Here is an 18,519-nt window from a genome sequence, read left to right as displayed (position 1 = left end):
TAGTGTGAGAGAATCTACCGATAAACAAGCTATCATTAAAATTTGTTTTATCATGTTAAGGTGCCCTATACCTAAATACTTTTGTTTAGTTTAGGCAAACATTATTTCATTATTCTTTAGTGTCATTAATATGTCACAGTATTTTCCAGTAAGAGGTGTTATAATAAAGATGAAAGGAAGATAGATAAAAAAGTTCTTTCTTTCAGGTTAACATGTTAGGAGACTCAACCATCCTAGTTAGTTTCGTTTAACGTAACATGAATGAAGTAACAACTAGGAACAATTCGAAATCTGAAATAAGGGAAATGGTGATCATTCACCAATCAATCGAATTTAACAGAAACATCTAGAAAGCAAAAGGATACAACCCCCTTTTAAAAAGCAATTTGGAGGAACGTGAAACCTTTAAAAAAGTACCATTTTTTTTAAGTGTGCAATGGAAATTCAATGCGCTTTAGAATGGGAAAAGTGATTGGACCAAAGCTTTTCGCAAGGATGTATATTCGAAATATCAAGATGAGTCTACTAAGATTCAGGATCGTAATCAACGAAACTAACACACATCCTGAAAAAAAAGAATAAAACAACACTTCCTTTATGTAAAACGAATCATGATGTAACTTGAAAAAAAGTAGCATTCCCAATTAAGGATGTGACATGGTTGGGTCCCCTATCATGTTAACGAAAACCCACTTGGCAGATTAATACCAAGTGGGTTTTGTATGGAGTAATCAATAGCTATTGGTGACTTTTTTAGTAAGGAAAAAATGCTAATAGAGAAGAGATGATTTCTCAGTAACTTTTTCTGTGCCATCAATAGCTAAATTAGAACAGAGACCGCTTCTCTGTGACCTTTTCAACAACACCAATCACTAAATAGGCATTGAGATCACCTCTCAGTGACTTTTCTCCCAACATAAATTACTAAAACGAAACCGAGATCACACACACGCTTTCCAATATAAACCGCCACTCCCATCCACTCTTTAGGATGAACACTTTTTATATTGGTCAAGTAATGCTTCATATTTTTTCTCTTTACGTGTTACGACCCGATATGCAGCATAAAATCCAACTAACGTAACGATTAGTACGGAAGGGACATAAAGATAGTCAGGCCACTCCGAAAAGAATGGTCTATACTTTAAATAAAAATAATTACCATCAATTAAGGGGTTTAGAAAGTATACAAAGAAAAAATAAGTAAGAAAGATTGTATAGGCCCTCACAAACCCTTTCCGATTAGGTCTCCAGCGATAAGCGATGTACCCATAGTATGGAAGTAAAATGGTTATGGCATGATTCACTAAGAAGGAAATACCAATGATATGTGTGATTGGATATACTCTTTGTGGATACAAAAATGACCCATATGCAAAAAGGCTGAAGTAAAAAATAATATCCAATACCTTTTCATTTCTTGTAAGGAGAAAATATATACCAAGTAAGGACGTGACACGAGAGATATGTAGTGGTAAGGATTCACCAATATCAAAGCCTGTCTCTAACCCATACCAGGAATACAGCATAATCTGCTGACTAAGTGAAACGATTAGAATTCCTATCCCAATTCTTCTTCCATTTTTACGTACATTGTCACGATTAGTGTGTAGTAACAAAAGTAATGCCACCACGATTGCTATATAGAATAAGTGTTGCAGATCAAAGGGACTAATAAACCCTACATCTTCACTCCAAAATTGGTTCATCATCCTTCCCCCTAGATTTTCACTTGAAGAAATTTTCCGTTCGCACTCTACTATTATATCATTCTATCATGTCATCTTTTATTAAGTCCCCTTCATTAACTATGCTTTCCCTAGGTAACCTAAGACAAGTCATACAGAAACTATTCACCCAAAATAACCATTTATAGCAAGTAGGACACCTTATTTAAACCAGCCATTATCCCTGAAACGGGAAACAGCTTCAATGCGATTACTAACATCCAATTTATCTAGAATAACGGAAACGTAATTACGGACCGTTCCAGTTGTAATAAAAAGTTCTTTTGCAATTTCATTCGTATTTTTCCCGTCTGCAATCAAGCTGATCACTTGCTCTTCTCGATCAGTCAAAGGACTTTTATTGCTATATGCCATATCTACTAACTCTGGAGCGTAAACTTTTCGATCCTTCATAATAATGCGAATGGAGTTCGCTAATTCTTCAATAGGGCTATCTTTTAGCAAATATCCACATACACCAGCATTTCTAGCACGTTCAAAATATCCTGATCGTGCAAAGGTTGTTAAAATAATTACTTTACAAGCATGATCCTTTAATTCTTCTGCTGCATCCAGTCCACTTTTTATTGGCATTTCAATATCCATAATACAAATATCTGGTTGCTGTTGTTTCACGAAATGTAATGCTTCTTCTCCATTTTTGGCTTTACCTACAACTTCCATGTCTTCTTCTAAATTAAGTAGTGAGCCAAGTGCACCAAGTAGCATCCCCTGATCCTCAGCTATTACAATGCGAATCAAAATAGCTCCTCCCATCCTCGTTTATTGAATAACATTTGGCACCCAAAATGTCATTGTCGTTCCATTAGAAGCTGCTATATCCAAACTTCCATTTACAAATTCAAGTCTTTCTCTCATCCCGACTAGTCCATGTCCTTTACTTGTCTCCTTTTTTCCAGATATACCTATTCCATTATCCTTGACCTGTATAAGCAGTTCGCTAGATGTCTGTTTAATTAAGACATGACAGGAGGTAGCTTGACTATGTTTAACAACATTTGTAACAGCCTCTTTTAAACACAAGCTCAGCATACTTTCGACTAATAAAGGTGTATGACTGACCTCTGGATTTCCTTCTATCTTAAAATCAATCTGTGCAGCTCCTAACATTTGCTCTACGTGATTAATTTCTTCTTTCAATTTAACACGCTTCATATCGTAAACCATCTCTCGTACTTCATTTAAAGCCGTTCTTGCTGTTTGGTGAATATCATTAATTTCCTTTTTTACTAACTCTGGGTCCATCTGGATTAACTTTTTAGCTAAGTCGCTTTTCATGCCTATTAGGGAAAGCTTTTGCCCCAAAGTATCATGCAGATCCCTTGCTATCCGTTGGCGTTCTTCAATAACCATTAATTGTGAGATCCTTTCATTTGCATCTTCCAATTGGCCTTCTAATTTTTCCCGTTTATTTCGATTATACATATTAAACGGGAGGAGAATGACACCAATGATACATATGATAATAAATGGAAGTTGTGTAAAAAAGGTTTGATTCTGTATAAAAAATCCAAATGAAATTGCAGTGATTGTGGTGAGTAGATGGACGATATATAACGTTATAAATCCAATTTTATTTTGTATGTTTCCAATAAAAAAGGCTAAAAAGAGCGAAAAATAAACATACCCAAAATATAATGTCATTCCGATGCTTATCGCCATTTCTATCCCTACGGACACATAAACCGTCCAGCCCTTTTTAATAAATGACAGGCGATATGTCGTGAAAAATAAGACGATTAATAAAATACCAATCACAATTTCGACAAAAGAGGAGGACCGAAATATAAAATAGAATGGAAGAATACAAAACACAATCCACGCAAAGGCGCTAAGGCCAGTGTTTTTTGGGAATATATGATACCAATTTTGCATGTGAATCCCCTCCTTCGTTCTTTTATGTAAGTATAACAGAACAAATGCCCTCCAATACACGATTGAAGAGCATTTTAGTTATGTCCGTTATTCTTCTTGCACTCTTGACTTTCCTGGATTCATTTGGATATTAAGCTTATTCTTTTTCAATAGCGATTTGACTTCTTTAAAACTTACAAATGACTTCGAAGCCTCATCATAAAGACGAAAACGAATCGATTTTAAACTGGAGGCTAATGTGATCGTAGTTGCCTTTTGTAATGGAGGTGTGGATTCATGTGCTTTTTCCAGGTTATAATTAGGTACTTTTGGACTTAGATGATGTACATGATGAAATCCAATACTACCTGTTATCCACTGCATTACTTTTGGAAGCTTGTAATAGGAACTACCATCTACAGCAGCTTTTACGAAATCCCACTCGTCTTCATTTTCAAAGTAGGAATCCTCGAATTGGTGCTGCACATAGAACAACCAAATGCCTAACGAACCTGATACAAATACAATTGGGAGTTGGACCAATAGAAATGCCTGCCAACCGACTGCCCATATTAAGATTGCATATATAACACCAATGGATAGGTTAATGACATACGTATTCATTCGTTCCTTTCGTTTTGCGCCTTTTCGGTTAAAACGATTGGATATTAAGAAAAGGTAAAGTGGGCCTAACCCAAACATAATAATGGGATTACGATAAAGTCGATAAGCTAATCTACCCCAAAATGATGCAGCAATATACTCGTCAACTGTCATTACCCATACATCACCTGTACCCCGCTTGTCTAAGTTACTGCTGGTAGCATGATGGATCGCGTGGCTTCGCTTCCATTTTTCAAAGGCAAACAATGTGATAATTCCAGTTATGGTACCAACTACCCGATTAGCCTTGCCACTTTTAAAAAAGGAGCCATGTGTGCAATCATGGAAAATAATAAAGATACGGATTACAAACCCTGCTGCGATAATCGAAAGTGCAAACGACAGCCAAATGGAAATAGATAGGCTCTGGTATGCAAGAAACCAAAGTAGGAAAAATGGTAAAATGGTATTGACTAACTGAATGATACTTGCTTTTCCATCTGAATTTGCAAAAGCTGCAACACTTTTTCTTAATTGTGCTTGTTTTTGTTTACTCATGTTATCCTCCTATATAGCTCTAGCTAATTTTATGGATACTTTTATATTAGACAAATTTTACGAACTATATAAGACATAAACGTCAGGGAAGATATATGACAAATGTCATGTGTCCCTAAACTAAACATTTTAGAAAACCGAATAACTTTCAAGGTGGAAGTGTTATGACTATTTTCGGCGTGTTCTCCCAAATTGATTTTAAACGTAAGGAGAGTGGACATGGTACATAAACCATTACAGCAATTTCTGCCAGCAATTCAAACATTACATGCTGATAAACCACTTACAAAAGAGGATTTATTAACAGAAACATTTTTGATGGAAAAAGACGGGGATATGGAAATATACTATGCTCCTCATAACGAATACATCAACAAGGAAGCGAGGGTTGTTATTGTTGGAATTACCCCAGGATGGAGCCAAATGAAAACTGCCTTTGAGCAATTCATAAAAAGTAACGAATCTGATGATACTCTGGAAATGTGTCTGAAAGAAGCAAAAAGGGCTGCTGGGTTTGCTGAGGTAATGAGAAAAAACCTCATTAACATGCTTGATCAATGTGACATCCACAAAATATTGGATATCCCTAACTCATCCTATTTGTTCGGTAAAGACAGACACTTCCTCCACACGACATCAATTATTAAATATCCAGTATTTATCAAGGGGAAAAACTATACCGGACATCAACCGCCTATAGATCGTTCACCTTTATTACAGCGTTATGCCTACAGAGAGTTCCCAAATGAGTTAGCACAAATTGCTCCACCTGCACTAGTAATCCCACTCGGAAAAACAGTTGAACAAACAATTATCAGGCTATCTCAAGAACGGAAACTGCCCAATCACGACTATCTAACTGGTTTTCCACATCCATCTGGGGCAAACGGACATCGCATAAAGCAATTTCAGCAACAAAAACAGCAACTTCGCGAAAAAGTGAAGGCATGGGCTGCTAGGATAGAGTGAAAAAGTGGGACGAGAGATCAAATGCTTTCGTCTTATGTTGTTATTTCATCTGAATTTTTAATGAATCACCGAAATCACTGTAAACACTCTTTTCGGAATGACCCTTACTCCTAAGGATTATTTGAGATTACAGAAACCACATCTGTTAATGGTATGGTTTACCATGGTATATCTAAATGAGTAATTAAAAGTTGAGTTCAAAAAGCCCGGTAAAATGAGTCGGTGTTTCAAGTTGGTTTGCTTTTTTAGGTCCTCACGTATCTAAAAGCATACGTTCCGGTCTCGGAAGCTGCGCCGTCTCGAACTTTTGACACAAAGAACGATCCCCCTTAGTAATATACAAAAAATCCAGTATATTACTAAGGAGGAGTGCAACGATAACTCCGGAGGAATTTGAACAAAATGTGCTTATTTTGCAGGGAATATTCTTTACACTATCTCCTGCATGTCAGTTATTCCACTTCACTATCCAACATCCAAACTCTTTTGATAGGAATCTCTTTTTTTATTTCATCACTCAGTTTTTCATAGTTTTCAAATATCTGTTGAATAATCGTTTTGGAATCCCAAAGACGAACCTTAAAGAATTGCTTAGGAATTTCTTTGGTGACAGATGATTTAAAACCGCTCCAGGAAACTAGCAATCCAAAGTCTGCACTATAATTGCTCATGGTACCTATTAATTGATCTAATGTCGGTCGATCAAGAGGTGTATCCGAAGTCTTTACTTGCACACAGATTTTTGGATCTCCAAAACCTAATGTGTTCGAAGCGGCCAGTATATCGACACCATGATCTGCACCTTCTGGACTTCGATACGTTGTAAATCCTTTTGCTTTCAGAATTTCCTCCACCAAATTTTCCATTTTATGACCTTTAAACCGTTGAATAATTCTTTCTGAGATTTGATCATAAATATATTCTTCTAAATCAATCGAAACGGTATCTTCCGTCTCCTCCACTAGTTCCTTCACATTTTTATTTTTTGGTACATACCAATTATTTTTACGCATTTCTCTGATACGTTCTTCCGCATTATTTCTATGTATTTTACAAACTGTCATAAACGCACCTAGTGAATATAAGATATCTTGATCAAACCGATCCCTTGGTATATCTTTTGCAATCCATTTTACATTACGATAATGATAATAAGGACTGCCAAGTGATTCATCATATACATAATCTCCGGTCACTTCACCTATATGAATGGTGCGATTAAACTTTGAAGGTAAGATCACCAAATCTCCTTGTACCATCGCATGGGCTATTGGCCAAATTTGTGAAGCCCAGTTTATTGCCGTTTTCTCTTTATCTAAATCATAATGCTCAACTAATCGTTTGTATAGACTTTCCTTTGATTCAATCTCTTTTAGGTCCATATTGAGGTCATCCCACGTAAGATAGACTCTTTCATCATCAAGATACTTATTTTCAAATTCTCCCTGTTTTCCTGCACGAAATAACCAAACAGTCATCATAAAACTCCTTTTTTATCTATTGGGGGCAGACACCAGTTCCCTCGTATCAGGTTGCAGTTTTTTGCACTATATCTATATGAGTTTTTATTTTTATTGGAATTACTTTATTAAGCATGACTGGGCATAAAAATTAAACTTATTCATAGCATCAGATAATGTGCCTAAAGCATAAAAGCCTTCTTTAGAACGTCCAACACAACCAACTAATGGTGAAGATAAAAATAGCAGCATTTCAGCTATCTCATCTAGTGATGGTGGGGTATCAAAGTCATCATTATGTCTTAATGTCCTATATATATCTTTTTCTTGTAATAGCCCCTCAGTTACCGGATCATTACTTTCAACTACAAGACAATCCATAACTACTTTTAATAGTTTACCTGATCTTTGAATTTCCTGCCTTTCAAATTCTAAACAACTAATATCAACTTTTCCTGCTTGCGAAAAAATTTTATTATAAGCATTTGCTTGCAGTGGAATTTGATGGTGGAATTTAATTATTGTTTCAAGCGAATCAACATCTATTAATACTACTCGTTGTATGTCCCATCCGCTTTGTTGGATGGCAAGTGTAATAAACTTGGTGTAAATATCACGTTTACTCAGGTTTTGTTTGTCTACTGCACTCATTTCACACCCCCTTCTTTCCAAACACGATATACTTAATAATGTCTTAAATAAATGATTTCTATAATTCTATTCTACCAGTAAACAGTATGCTTTTTCCATTTGACAATGCAATTAGTAGTGGAACATCCCGTAAAAGATGATTTTTCCTTACCAAGACTAGCCAGATTAATTGAAATAAACTTTTACTTAAATTAACATGGTATTAGCAATATTCAATATTTAACTACCTGGTATAGAGTAAAAACACAACAATTCTTAAAGAGATTTAGTACTATACACACATAAATATGAATCCTCAAAAGTCATGCATGGAGCAAGCAAACTCGTGCGGTGAAGCACAAATGTCATGCGAGAAGCTGACAAATTCGTGCGGAACACCACAATAGTCGTGCGAGAAGCTGACAAACTCGTGCGGAACACCTCAAATGTCGTGCGAGGAGCATGTATACTCCGATGATGCGAAAACAACAAATTATGGGAAATGAGCCTTTTATAAGGAAAATCCGTGTCATTAAGGGCATGCCCCCTTATAACTTACACTTAAAAAAGTAAAGGAGGTGAAAATTTAGGCTGAATAAGTGAGTAATTAAAAGAAAAATTAACATTATTGAGGGAGGAAAACATTTTGCAAACGAACCAAACTGTACCACATGCACCCGATCGCAATACTGGAAATGGACCTTATGAAAGGTTAATTATACGTGGGGTTACCATGATTGATGGAACTGGTGCACCACCTGATGGACCTGTAGATATCATCGTAGAAAAAAATAGAATTAAAGATATTAATCAAGGGGGACTTCCAGAATCTGCTTTGGAAAATGCCCATGTGATAGAAGCAGAAGGTATGTATATTATGCCTGGATTTGTTGATACGCACGCCCATATTGGTGGTGTGAATCAAGGTGTGCCTGCAGAATATGTACACAAACTTTGGCTGGCACATGGGGTAACAACCATCCGTGATCCTGGTTCTTTTAATGGAGCAGATTGGACGATATATGAAAAAGAGAGAAGTGCTAAAAATGAAATCGTCGCTCCTCGGATTTATGCGTATACTTGTCCACGAAATTGGGATAAAGGATTCTCTGCTTTAACGGTTGATTCAGCTCCTGAATTTGTAAACTGGGCACTAGAAAAAGGCTTTGATGGATTTAAATTCATCAATAGATGGGATCCTAATGTCGCCAAAGCAGTAATAGCGGAAGCAAATAACCAAAACCTTGGCACGATGGCACATTTATCGCAAACAACGGTTGCTCGCTTAGATGCGTTAGAGGCAGCTCGTGCTGGACTTGGTTCTATAGAGCATTGGTATGGACTACCAGAAGCACTATTTGCTACCAAAACGGTTCAGCATTACCCAGAACACTATAATTATTCCAATGAATACCACCGCTTTAGCCAGTCAGGCAGAATATGGAAGCAAGCGGCAGCTCCTTATAGCGACAAATGGAATAAAGTGATGGATGAATTAATTGAACTCGACTTTACGATGAATCCTACTTTTGCCATCTATGAGGCTACAAGAGATGCTGCTCGAGCACAAACGGCTGATTATCATGAGGAATATACGATGCCGTCACTTTGGGAATACTTCCAACCAAATTTAAATAACCATGGATCCTTTTTTGGTGATTGGACAACCAAAGATGAAATAGAATGGAAAGAAAATTATCGTTTATGGATGATGTTTGTAAATGAATTCAAAAACCGTGGCGGAAGAATTTGTACTGGTTCAGACTCTGGCTTTATCTACAAGACATATGGATTTGATTATATTAGAGAATTTGAACTCCTTCAAGAAGCTGGATTCCATCCACTAGAGGTGATACGTGCAGCTACCATGAAAGGCGCTGAAAGTTTATCGAAGGAAAATGGAAAACCATTAGAATTTGGCGTTATCCAGCAAGATATGTTAGCAGACCTTGTTCTTGTAGAGGAAAATCCACTTAAGAATTTCAAATCACTTTATGGCACCGGAACCTTGAAGTTTAATCCAGAAACTGGCCAAGCAGAAAAAACTGGCGGTGTGTCCTATACCATTAAAGATGGAATCGTATATGATGCGAAAGAACTCCTTAATGATGTGAGAGAAATGGTTAAAGAAGCTAAAATAACGAATTATTAACCCTACATTATTACGGTAAGGTAGCAAGAAGTACTCTCTATTTCTTGTTTATTCATTCAAAACGATATGGAGATGAAAATGGAGAGTTTTTCATGACCTATAGTCAATTAATGGAAGCGGGTGATTATTCAAAAACAACGGCAATTAATCATGTGAAATTATTAGAAGAAGCGGGGGCAGTTGAAGTAACTAGGTCACCAATATATCTAGAAGATAACAAACCCCGTAATTTGCCAAATAAATATAAACTTAATTTAGACATCGGATTAGTTGATAACGAACAAAATACATCAGTAATGAAATCGGTCAAATCTCCTTCAGAATATAATCGTGTTGGATAGAGTGTCCTACTTGAATTATTTCCTAATTTTGAATGGTTTAGAATGGATAAAATACTAAAAAATCTCCTTCTAAAACAAAGACAATAGTAAATATATTAAAAGCACTTAAAAGTAAATGAACGTCCACTTTTAATGGGGCAAAATTTTTACCTAATTCTTCTTATCAAATAATGTAAAAAGCACTAAGACTATTTCTCAGTGATTTTTGGAATCAAGTTAATTTTTCCATAAGGCTGATAATACTGGTAAATGTCACATTTCACACACTTCACATCACATAACCTAGATTTTTCATTTTTGGATTTATGAATCTTTTCAACTAAAAATACTCCTCCGCATTCACAAATCATTTTTACACTCCTACACTAGACTTCTCATTCAGTGACTTATCCTCTTTAAACTTATCTATATATTCTTTAATAACTTTAGCAATACCTCTCCCCATTAACGGAGGCACTGAATTACCTACTTGCATATAAGTCTTAGTATATGGTCCTTTAAAAAAATAAATATCTGGGAAGGACTGTACCCTTGCAGCCTCTCTTGGCGTTAATCCTCTTGCTTGGGTTGGATGAATATACATATTACAATCAAATTTCATATGTGCAGTAATAGTTTTGGAAAACTTATCATTTTGAAGTTTAAAGTATTTATCCTTAAATATGTGGTTTCTATTTTTATATGGCATTATATCTGCAATTTTGGGATCATCAGATTTATCCCCTTGATTCAGTCTACCAAAAATTTCAATATCTCTATCGTTATTATAACGGGCCTTATGATTGAAGACAAACTTCGATTTTTTACTATTATTAATTAGGTTAATATATTCATTTTCTTTTCCGTAGTAATTGTTCTTATCAATTTTACGTCCAGATTTCTCAGTATCAAGTTCAGTTGAATTCTTAATTGTTGATGCCTTAAGTTCTCTCAAACCATATAAGGCATCCTTTAAAACATGTGTATCTATTTCTTTAGCCTTTTGACGTATTTCTGAAAAAATCTGTTTACTATCTACTCCTATTAAATTGCCAATGAATATTATTCTCTCCCTATTTTGGGGAACTCCAAAGTCCGCAGCATTTAAAATTTCACAATGGACATTATAACCTAATTGTTCAAAGTCCTCTATAATCTGATCAGATATTGACTGCATGCCACGAACGTTTTCCATAACAAAAAAGTTAGGCTTTATTAAATTTACAAACTCTACAAAATGCTTGTAAAGTTTATTCCTTGGATCATCGATCAAACGTTGTCGATTAGCATTACTAAATCCTTGGCAAGGGGGGCCACCAATAATAAGATCAATTTCTTTATTCGGAAGTAACTGTTCAGCATAAGTTAATAGATTTTTTATATCATCTAGTACTACACTTTCTATAGGAACTTCTGGGTGGTTATGTGTATAAGTATCAATACAGCACTTTTCAACATCATTTGCTAAGGCAATATTGAATCCCGCATGTTTAAAACCTAACGACATACCCCCAGCCCCTGAAAATAAGTCAATTAACAAAGGATTATCACTGTTTTTTTGTTCCATAACCTTTTTTGTTCTGTACTGTTCACAATAATTACGTATTGGGCAATCTCCACATGTTGGAGAGTCCTCTACACAACAATTATTTGATAGTTCAATAATTAGGTTAAAGAAAGTCTCATAATCAAATTCCATATATTTATTAATCAATGCTTTTAGTTCTTCAACCTCATTTTTATTATTAGCATCTTGTATAATACCAATTCTTTCATATACATAATTATAGACTTCCTCTAACACTAATTGTTCTTTAGGTCTATTATTATCAAAAGCCAATGAAAGAAGTGTTTTTATTTCATTTAGGGATGTTTTATAATCCCTTCTTTCCTTACTCTCTATATCATAAAGTGGTTGCAATCTCCTGCACCTCATTATTTGTATTATTTTTGATTGCATTAATAATACTGTTAGCAACGTAATTTGCTACATTGACAGTAACTGCATTACCAAATTGCTTATATGCTTGTGAATCCGATACCTCTATTTTAAAGTCATCTGGAAACCCTTGGAGCCTTGCACATTCCCTAGGGGTTAACCTTCTAACCTTTCCATTATCAGTTACATAATTATCTTGACTAGCACGATGCATTTTTGCCATTGTGGCACATAGAGGTCTAGCAACCTTTAAGTCAATTTCGGGATTTGCTCTATAATTCTTAGTTCCATGTGAAAGAATAGTTTTTAAAATTCTATCAGATAAAAAGTACTTTTCTGGAACATTTTTTTCTAATAAATCTTGCATAGTATTATTTAAAGGAACTGGTTTAGGGAATTCATATTCTACTGAATGGTCCTTGAAACCAACTATAAAAGTTCTATTTCTTTTTTGAGGAACACCAAAATCAGCACTATTTAACACTTGATCAAAAACTTTGTATCCCAATTCATTCTCAAGTATATTCATAATTACTTTATAAGTTTTCCCACCATCATGGGTTCTAAGTGTCCTTACATTTTCCAAAACTACAATTTCTGGCTTCTTTTTGTCTATTATTTTTGCTATATGAAAAAACAATGTCCCTCTTACGTCATCAAATCCTAACTTACTCCCCATCATACTAAAAGGTTGACAAGGAAACCCGGCTAACAATAAATCTGGATTAGGAATTGAGTCAATATCAATATCCTGTATATCATCTAAAACTATGTGATCTCCAAAGTTTTCTTTATATGTTTGGACAGCAAACTTATCAGAATCATTTGCCCAAATAACATCAAAACCAGCCTTCATAAAACCATAATCCAATCCGCCACAACCACTAAACAAAGAAACTACTTTATTCATTTTTATTTCCCCCGTTAACACTTTTATATGTAATTTTTTCACGCTCTCTTATATAATCATTAATCCAATATCCAATTTCGGTTGATGCGCACTTTCCTTCTTCTTGTAGGCATCTCATAAATTTTTCTTTTGTAGCAGGTTCTAATAAAATCTCAATCTTACTAGTTTTCCTTCTCCCAGAGGGCCTCCCTACTTTTTTCACCATTTTCATCCCCTTATAGGATCATTTGTTTGCATAAATATTATATCATGTTTTTATCAGGGTATAAATGATTAGCACTTACATTTAATAGATTTTATTATTTGTGATATCCTTAAAATAAAATAAATTTTAAGGAGTGTACGTAATGTCGGCTTTTGATAACGCCTTAGAGCCCATTGAAACAATAATTAAAGATCAAAAATTATATAGCAGCGATCTTAATATCAACCATGAAGATTTAAGTGAAACTTTTGACGCAATACTGATCAAAAAGTTAGCAACCACGAATACAATTACACATAGTTCTTCAGCAAATCAAACTCATATTGCACTTACTTCTCGTGAAATGGATATATTCCCGTATTTACATAATTTTAATTATCTTGAAAATCAAGATAAAGATAACTCTTTTAAAAGAAGATTCATTCTTGAATTACCCATTACAATAACATCAAATAACATAAACTATCTAAAGGGAAACTCAATAGAAGAAAATGATACGGGTCTAGAATGCTTTACAACAACTGCAAGGAGTAGAAGAGGAGATAATTCTCAACAAGTGGAGATTTCTTATATTGAGGAGGATTCTAATAAATTCACTGATTTTAGAAAGCAATTATATACTGGTGACTATATTATCTTTCTAAAATACAGAAAACAACTAAAATACCTTGTATTAGGTATTAAAGAATCAGATGAACAAAAATACAATTTAACCGCTTATAAGGGGCTATCGGTAAGCAAAAAAGTAAATCCTACACATGTTAATGTTACTGATGGTTTATCACCAATAATAAAGGAAAAGCAGAGTTTGTACCAAAACCAAAAAATAACAAAAATAATAGAACTCCTTGATCACAACCCAAATTTAATACTCTATGGACCTCCGGGTACTGGGAAAACGTATTACACAAATCAATTAAAAGATGTTTTTGATTACAGTGAAATGATTACTTTCCACCAATCATATTCCTATGAACAATTTGTTGAAGGAATTACAGCGAAGGTAAATGATTCTACTGGGCAATTACAATATTTTGTTCAGGATGGCATATTTCTAAAATTATGTAATGAGGCAAAGAAAAATCCCGATCTTAAATACGGTTTGATTATAGACGAAATAAATCGTGGAAATATATCTAAAATTTTTGGGGAATTAATTACACTCATTGAAAAAACCAAAAGGCTTAATCAGCATGAAGAGACAGTAGTAAAGTTACCTTATTCAAATAACTCATTTGCGGTACCAAATAATTTATATATTATTGGAACAATGAATACCTCTGATAGATCTATTGCATTAATCGACATTGCACTAAGGAGAAGGTTCACTTTCTTTGAAATCACCCCTGATTTCTCATTATTAAACACTACAAATGAATTAATATTAACTGCCATTAATGCAGTACAGGTAATTAATAATAAGATTAAAAGTTCTATTGATAAAGAGCATATTATTGGCCATAGTTATTTCTTCAGTCTATTGGATACACCTGAGGACAAAATTACAAATGATTTAAAACATATATGGGTTTATCAAATACTTCCGTTACTCCAAGAATACTTTTATACAAACCCAGCCGAAATTACTTCTCTATTAGGTAACCTTACAATAGATGAAGGACAAAATTTGTCATTCTCTATTAATTACGATATCTCTGATGACCAATTAATAGAAACTCTTAAACAAATAGCAACTAAGGGTTGATGCAAATGAAAATTATAACAACTTTTGAATATTCATATCTCCCTTACAAAGAGATAATGAAAAAAGTAGAAACACCATTTAATTATGACAGCCTATACGAACTCAACCATTTAATTTCAAGTAATTACTCACATGTATTAAAGACTGACCTAGAAGGGATTCATATAAAGAATTTTGTTGGGGTAATCAAGTTAAGAGAAGATATCCTTATAGAAATATTACCTAAAATATATAATCATGCTAACGTAAAAATCAATGATGATACTAAAACAGAAATATATAGAAATTTATATTATATGATTAACAAAGCATTGAAGGTTCCCAATAATAACATTAACTTTAACAATTTTGATGTATCTAGAGGAATGATTCTGGATTTTTTTATTAATCTCTTTTTGCAAAACCTTTCACTAAAAATACTGCGGGGTTTATATAGAACATATGTCAGAGAGGAGGAAAACTCTAATTTTATAAAAGGAAAGATATTGGTTAGTAAAAATATAATAAAAAATCCATTAAATCTAAAAATGTATAGTGAATTTGATAATTATACTGAAGATAATATAGTCAACCAAATCTTTAAATTTGTCGTAAAAGATATGAGTAGAAATACAGTATGGCCACAAAACAAGATGATTGCAAAACAAATTTTATTAAAATTATCAGATGTCAGTGATATAAATATAAGCAGATCAACATTTACCCTAGTTAAGCATGACCGGCTTTTGGCTGATTATGAGAATTTATTGAACTTTGCAAGGTTCTATATACTAAACCAATCCATTGACTTCAGAGGTAATAACGAGAATGATGTGTTTATCTTTAATATAGATATGAATACTGTTTATCAAGACTATATATCAGAGTTAATCAAAGAATATTCTAATGAAATTTTAGTGCACAGTAAAGTTTATACACAAAAAAGCGGGAATCATCTTATTTATAATCAATTGAATAAAGGATGTTTTAACTTACAACCAGATATCTCGATTGAAAATGAAAACGGTGTGCAAGTAATTATCGATACAAAGTACAAAAAATTAGTACAAGATCAGCCAAGAAAAGGTGTCAGTGATAAGGATATTTACCAAATGTTTGGTTATTACCATAAATATCAAAAACCTAGAATTATTTTACTGTATCCTGAATATGAAGCGGCTGTCTCTGACGTTTACTCTTTTTATATAGAATCGGATACAAATCTAAATATATCTACTATTAACCTTAATGGAAGAATATACACCAAGGAAGAAGAATGGAATATAGTAAAAAAATTGAAGGAAATAATCTTTTAATATAATTGAGAATTGAGAGTGGTGAAACACCACTCTCAATTAATAACTTTATCTGTCTATCACACCTTTTTGATTATCGATAATTCGTTTTATGTAATTAAGTTCTTCTACATTACAATAATACTTATGTCCATCTTCCACGGAAATCTGCACTGGATACTGTTCTATGGATTCATCGACCTTCACTTCAATATGGCCATACACACTTGAACGAACAATTTCACATATATCCTCTACATAAAAGTTTCTTTGTATCATTATCAAATCTCTTTTACTTAGGATAAATAATTCTGTATCGCCATCTTCATTAAGTTCCAGTAGAACAGTATTACCTGTTGCATATGTGATCGTTATTTTTGAGGAGCCATTGTAAAAATCATTAATTTCAACCAATTCTTCTACACTTAATCTAATCAATTTTTCCACCCCCTTTACCGTTTTATTTCTATATTAAACAGCCTTTCACTGCATTTTTACAACTATCTTTTGTACCCTTCCATGTAATTTTTTAATTAATGGCAATAAAAAGACAAGGAATAATTATTCCTTGTCTACATAAATAGGATCTAGTTTAGTGTCCAACTCCTGCATTAACCTTCTGTTTAACTGGTATCATATTTACATTAAGATTAGTTAATTGTTTCTTCAAACTATCATCTATATCCTCCAAACAAGCAATACACAAAAACTTTTTCGCACGGCTAAATCCAACATAACCAATCCTACAAGTATCTTTTTTGTCCAATGCCCTTTTTTGTTCATCTTGTTCCAACCATTTTTTCAACTCATTTTGTGTCTTTGCGATTATTAAGACTGCATCAGCCTGTAATCCTTTTGCTTTATGAATAGTAAGACAAAAATCCTCACTCTCTTTATTATTGTTATAGTTCATTTCAAAATTAACTTTTTTAAGGAAATCCTCTGCAATTTCTTCTGGGCTATGTTTTACTTTGCTATGAACAAGACTATATGGGTCATACTTAAAAAGGAATTTAATGTTATTAATTAAATCCTTGCTGTTCATAAATGGATTTTCTCTTATACTATTAATTAACTTCAAACAAAGTTGTCTATATTTTAAGTTATCTATTTCCATTTCATCAATAATTGTATTTTTCCCTTTATTTAGCACCTCACAAATGAATTTGGAACTCTCTTGTAAAAAATTTATATCAACGGAGTCTTTATCCTCTTTTTTAATTAACCCAAATTCACTTTCGACGGGTTTATAAGTATTACCCTCGTATGCTAAGAAAAACCTTCGTTTAGGTCGACTTTCACAATAAGCCCTATCATTACAAAGCAAATTAAATTGTTCAATTATTTCACCTATATCTTTGGCTACTGAAATGAAGGTTACTTTAGTTTGAGCCCTATTTCTATCGTTGGAATATCTTTGATTAATAGAGGTATGAAAATTATTTATAAAATCTATAATTGGTTTACTTGAGCGGTGATTCCCATATAAGTACTCAGTATTTATCATACGACTATTAATTGCCTTTGAAATTGCTCTTTTATCCATTGTAGGTATTTTGCGCCCTTTGTTTTGAAATGACATTATACTCTGTTCTGGGTCCCCTACAAAATACATCTCCGTTGAACCCGCAATTCTAATTTGCTCAAAAATTTTATACTGCCCTGCATCAGCATCTTGAAACTCGTCTACAAACAAAAACTGTATTCTTTGAGAAATAAGGTTTCTTACCACTTTATTTTCAATTAGGTTATTCGAAAGTGAAACTATTTTGTCATAGGGTACTACTCCCTTACGAACTATATTACTCTTAATTTTATTTTCTTCGATTTTATCTTCAGCGACAATTTTAACACCTTTGTATATTACGTTTTCCGGTAAATAGCCATGCAGTTTCCCAAATGGCTTTAGGAAAAAGCGAACTAAAAAACTATGAATTGTTCCAATGAAAACGTTTGGCGGCACTTCAATTTTTTTAGATAGTCGTTCCTTAATCTCAAGAGCAGCCGCATTTGTGTATGTAATTACAGCAAGGAATCTTTTTGAATCCAGTAATGGTATTTTATCACTAATTCTCTTTATAATATGATGAGTTTTACCAGCACCGGGTCCCGCAAGAACCAAAGTAGGTTTTAATTTTTTTACCATTTACACCGCTCCTTATCTTTCCATTCATAGACTAGTGTCAACAGGA

At 33.7% G+C, this 18,519-nt stretch carries 16 protein-coding genes; 5 read left to right on the top strand and 11 right to left on the bottom strand.

The window, feature by feature from the left end:
* Nucleotides 1-986: 986 nt before the first annotated feature.
* The 4 genes from GHC26_RS00670 to GHC26_RS00655 form a co-directional block, all read right to left on the bottom strand.
* Entirely contained in the window at nt 987-1,709 is a 723-nt protein-coding gene (locus GHC26_RS00670; RefSeq protein WP_163969329.1) for a YwaF family protein, read from the bottom strand.
* A gap of 180 nt (nt 1,710-1,889) precedes the next feature.
* Entirely contained in the window at nt 1,890-2,489 is a 600-nt protein-coding gene (locus tag GHC26_RS00665) for a response regulator transcription factor (protein WP_163969328.1), read from the bottom strand.
* A 21-nt stretch (nt 2,490-2,510) separates the two neighbouring features.
* A complete protein-coding gene (locus GHC26_RS00660; protein WP_163969327.1) occupies nt 2,511-3,623 on the bottom strand; it encodes a sensor histidine kinase in 1,113 nt (370 codons plus the stop codon).
* 87 nt (nt 3,624-3,710) lie between these two features.
* The gene (locus tag GHC26_RS00655; RefSeq protein WP_163969326.1) at nt 3,711-4,763 is read right to left on the bottom strand and encodes a fatty acid desaturase; all 1,053 of its coding nucleotides are present in this window, start codon (nt 4,761-4,763) and stop codon (nt 3,711-3,713) included.
* A gap of 219 nt (nt 4,764-4,982) precedes the next feature.
* On the opposite strand from GHC26_RS00655, the gene GHC26_RS00650 reads away from it, so the two are divergent.
* Nucleotides 4,983-5,732, top strand: coding sequence for a uracil-DNA glycosylase family protein (locus GHC26_RS00650; RefSeq protein WP_163969325.1), 750 nt, complete (start codon nt 4,983-4,985; stop codon nt 5,730-5,732).
* 452 nt (nt 5,733-6,184) lie between these two features.
* Here GHC26_RS00650 and GHC26_RS00645 read toward each other — a convergent pair whose 3' ends face one another.
* Together GHC26_RS00645 and GHC26_RS00640 are read right to left on the bottom strand one after the other, a co-directional pair.
* Nucleotides 6,185-7,210 carry a restriction endonuclease gene (locus tag GHC26_RS00645; protein WP_163969324.1) on the bottom strand — a complete coding sequence of 342 codons (1,026 nt, stop codon included), beginning with the start codon at nt 7,208-7,210 and terminating at the stop codon, nt 6,185-6,187.
* Nucleotides 7,211-7,312: 102 nt separating this feature from the next.
* Entirely contained in the window at nt 7,313-7,843 is a 531-nt protein-coding gene (locus tag GHC26_RS00640; RefSeq protein WP_163969323.1) for a hypothetical protein, read from the bottom strand.
* Between the two features lie 625 nt (nt 7,844-8,468).
* Here GHC26_RS00640 and GHC26_RS00635 point away from each other — a divergent pair.
* Together GHC26_RS00635 and GHC26_RS00630 are read left to right on the top strand one after the other, a co-directional pair.
* The gene (locus GHC26_RS00635; RefSeq protein ID WP_205599183.1) at nt 8,469-9,974 is read left to right on the top strand and encodes an amidohydrolase family protein; all 1,506 of its coding nucleotides are present in this window, start codon (nt 8,469-8,471) and stop codon (nt 9,972-9,974) included.
* A gap of 92 nt (nt 9,975-10,066) precedes the next feature.
* The gene (locus GHC26_RS00630; RefSeq protein WP_163969321.1) at nt 10,067-10,315 is read left to right on the top strand and encodes a winged helix-turn-helix domain-containing protein; all 249 of its coding nucleotides are present in this window, start codon (nt 10,067-10,069) and stop codon (nt 10,313-10,315) included.
* A 352-nt stretch (nt 10,316-10,667) separates the two neighbouring features.
* Here GHC26_RS00630 and dcm read toward each other — a convergent pair whose 3' ends face one another.
* From dcm to GHC26_RS00615, 3 genes are read right to left on the bottom strand one after another with little or no spacing between them, the layout of a single operon-like run.
* Nucleotides 10,668-12,215 (bottom strand): DNA cytosine methyltransferase, encoded by a 1,548-nt coding sequence (gene dcm, locus GHC26_RS00625; protein ID WP_205599182.1) that lies wholly within the window; start codon nt 12,213-12,215, stop codon nt 10,668-10,670.
* Nucleotides 12,199-13,143, bottom strand: a complete 945-nt coding sequence (locus tag GHC26_RS00620; RefSeq protein WP_163969320.1) for a DNA cytosine methyltransferase — start codon at nt 13,141-13,143, stop codon at nt 12,199-12,201. Before GHC26_RS00620 ends, dcm begins: the two co-directional genes overlap by 17 nt.
* Nucleotides 13,136-13,345, bottom strand: a complete 210-nt coding sequence (locus GHC26_RS00615; protein WP_205599181.1) for a hypothetical protein — start codon at nt 13,343-13,345, stop codon at nt 13,136-13,138. Before GHC26_RS00615 ends, GHC26_RS00620 begins: the two co-directional genes overlap by 8 nt.
* Before the next feature lie 145 nt (nt 13,346-13,490).
* Here GHC26_RS00615 and GHC26_RS00610 point away from each other — a divergent pair, with 145 nt between their 5' ends.
* Both GHC26_RS00610 and GHC26_RS00605 read left to right on the top strand, forming a co-directional pair.
* Nucleotides 13,491-15,053: an McrB family protein gene (locus GHC26_RS00610; RefSeq protein WP_163969318.1), complete on the top strand. Its 1,563-nt coding sequence runs from the start codon at nt 13,491-13,493 to the stop codon at nt 15,051-15,053.
* A 5-nt stretch (nt 15,054-15,058) separates the two neighbouring features.
* Nucleotides 15,059-16,348, top strand: coding sequence for an McrC family protein (locus tag GHC26_RS00605; RefSeq protein WP_163969317.1), 1,290 nt, complete (start codon nt 15,059-15,061; stop codon nt 16,346-16,348).
* A gap of 48 nt (nt 16,349-16,396) precedes the next feature.
* Here GHC26_RS00605 and GHC26_RS00600 read toward each other — a convergent pair whose 3' ends face one another.
* Both GHC26_RS00600 and GHC26_RS00595 read right to left on the bottom strand, forming a co-directional pair.
* Nucleotides 16,397-16,765, bottom strand: a complete 369-nt coding sequence (locus GHC26_RS00600; RefSeq protein WP_163969316.1) for a hypothetical protein — start codon at nt 16,763-16,765, stop codon at nt 16,397-16,399.
* A gap of 154 nt (nt 16,766-16,919) precedes the next feature.
* Nucleotides 16,920-18,473 (bottom strand): UvrD-helicase domain-containing protein, encoded by a 1,554-nt coding sequence (locus tag GHC26_RS00595; protein WP_163969315.1) that lies wholly within the window; start codon nt 18,471-18,473, stop codon nt 16,920-16,922.
* Nucleotides 18,474-18,519: the final 46 nt, after the last annotated feature.

Source organism: Oceanobacillus halotolerans (genome assembly GCF_010993955.1).
In the GTDB taxonomy this organism is placed as follows: Bacteria; Bacillota; Bacilli; order Bacillales; family Amphibacillaceae; genus Oceanibacillus_A; species Oceanibacillus_A halotolerans.
Note: the sequence above shows the minus strand (reverse complement) of the source record. Positions and strands in the feature narration are given on the sequence as shown.

Excerpts from the sequence above, each read along its gene's own strand:
- GHC26_RS00595 (WP_163969315.1), bottom strand. The coding sequence starts at position 18,473 with ATGGTAAAAAAATTAAAACCTACTTTGGTTCTTGCGGGACCCGGTGCT.
- GHC26_RS00605 (WP_163969317.1), top strand. The coding sequence starts at position 15,059 with ATGAAAATTATAACAACTTTTGAATATTCATATCTCCCTTACAAAGAG.
- GHC26_RS00630 (WP_163969321.1), top strand. The coding sequence starts at position 10,067 with ATGACCTATAGTCAATTAATGGAAGCGGGTGATTATTCAAAAACAACG.
- GHC26_RS00645 (WP_163969324.1), bottom strand. The coding sequence starts at position 7,210 with ATGACTGTTTGGTTATTTCGTGCAGGAAAACAGGGAGAATTTGAAAAT.
- GHC26_RS00620 (WP_163969320.1), bottom strand. The coding sequence starts at position 13,143 with ATGAATAAAGTAGTTTCTTTGTTTAGTGGTTGTGGCGGATTGGATTAT.
- GHC26_RS00670 (WP_163969329.1), bottom strand. The coding sequence starts at position 1,709 with ATGAACCAATTTTGGAGTGAAGATGTAGGGTTTATTAGTCCCTTTGAT.
- GHC26_RS00610 (WP_163969318.1), top strand. The coding sequence starts at position 13,491 with ATGTCGGCTTTTGATAACGCCTTAGAGCCCATTGAAACAATAATTAAA.
- GHC26_RS00660 (WP_163969327.1), bottom strand. The coding sequence starts at position 3,623 with ATGCAAAATTGGTATCATATATTCCCAAAAAACACTGGCCTTAGCGCC.
- GHC26_RS00650 (WP_163969325.1), top strand. The coding sequence starts at position 4,983 with ATGGTACATAAACCATTACAGCAATTTCTGCCAGCAATTCAAACATTA.
- GHC26_RS00655 (WP_163969326.1), bottom strand. The coding sequence starts at position 4,763 with ATGAGTAAACAAAAACAAGCACAATTAAGAAAAAGTGTTGCAGCTTTT.
- GHC26_RS00640 (WP_163969323.1), bottom strand. The coding sequence starts at position 7,843 with ATGAGTGCAGTAGACAAACAAAACCTGAGTAAACGTGATATTTACACC.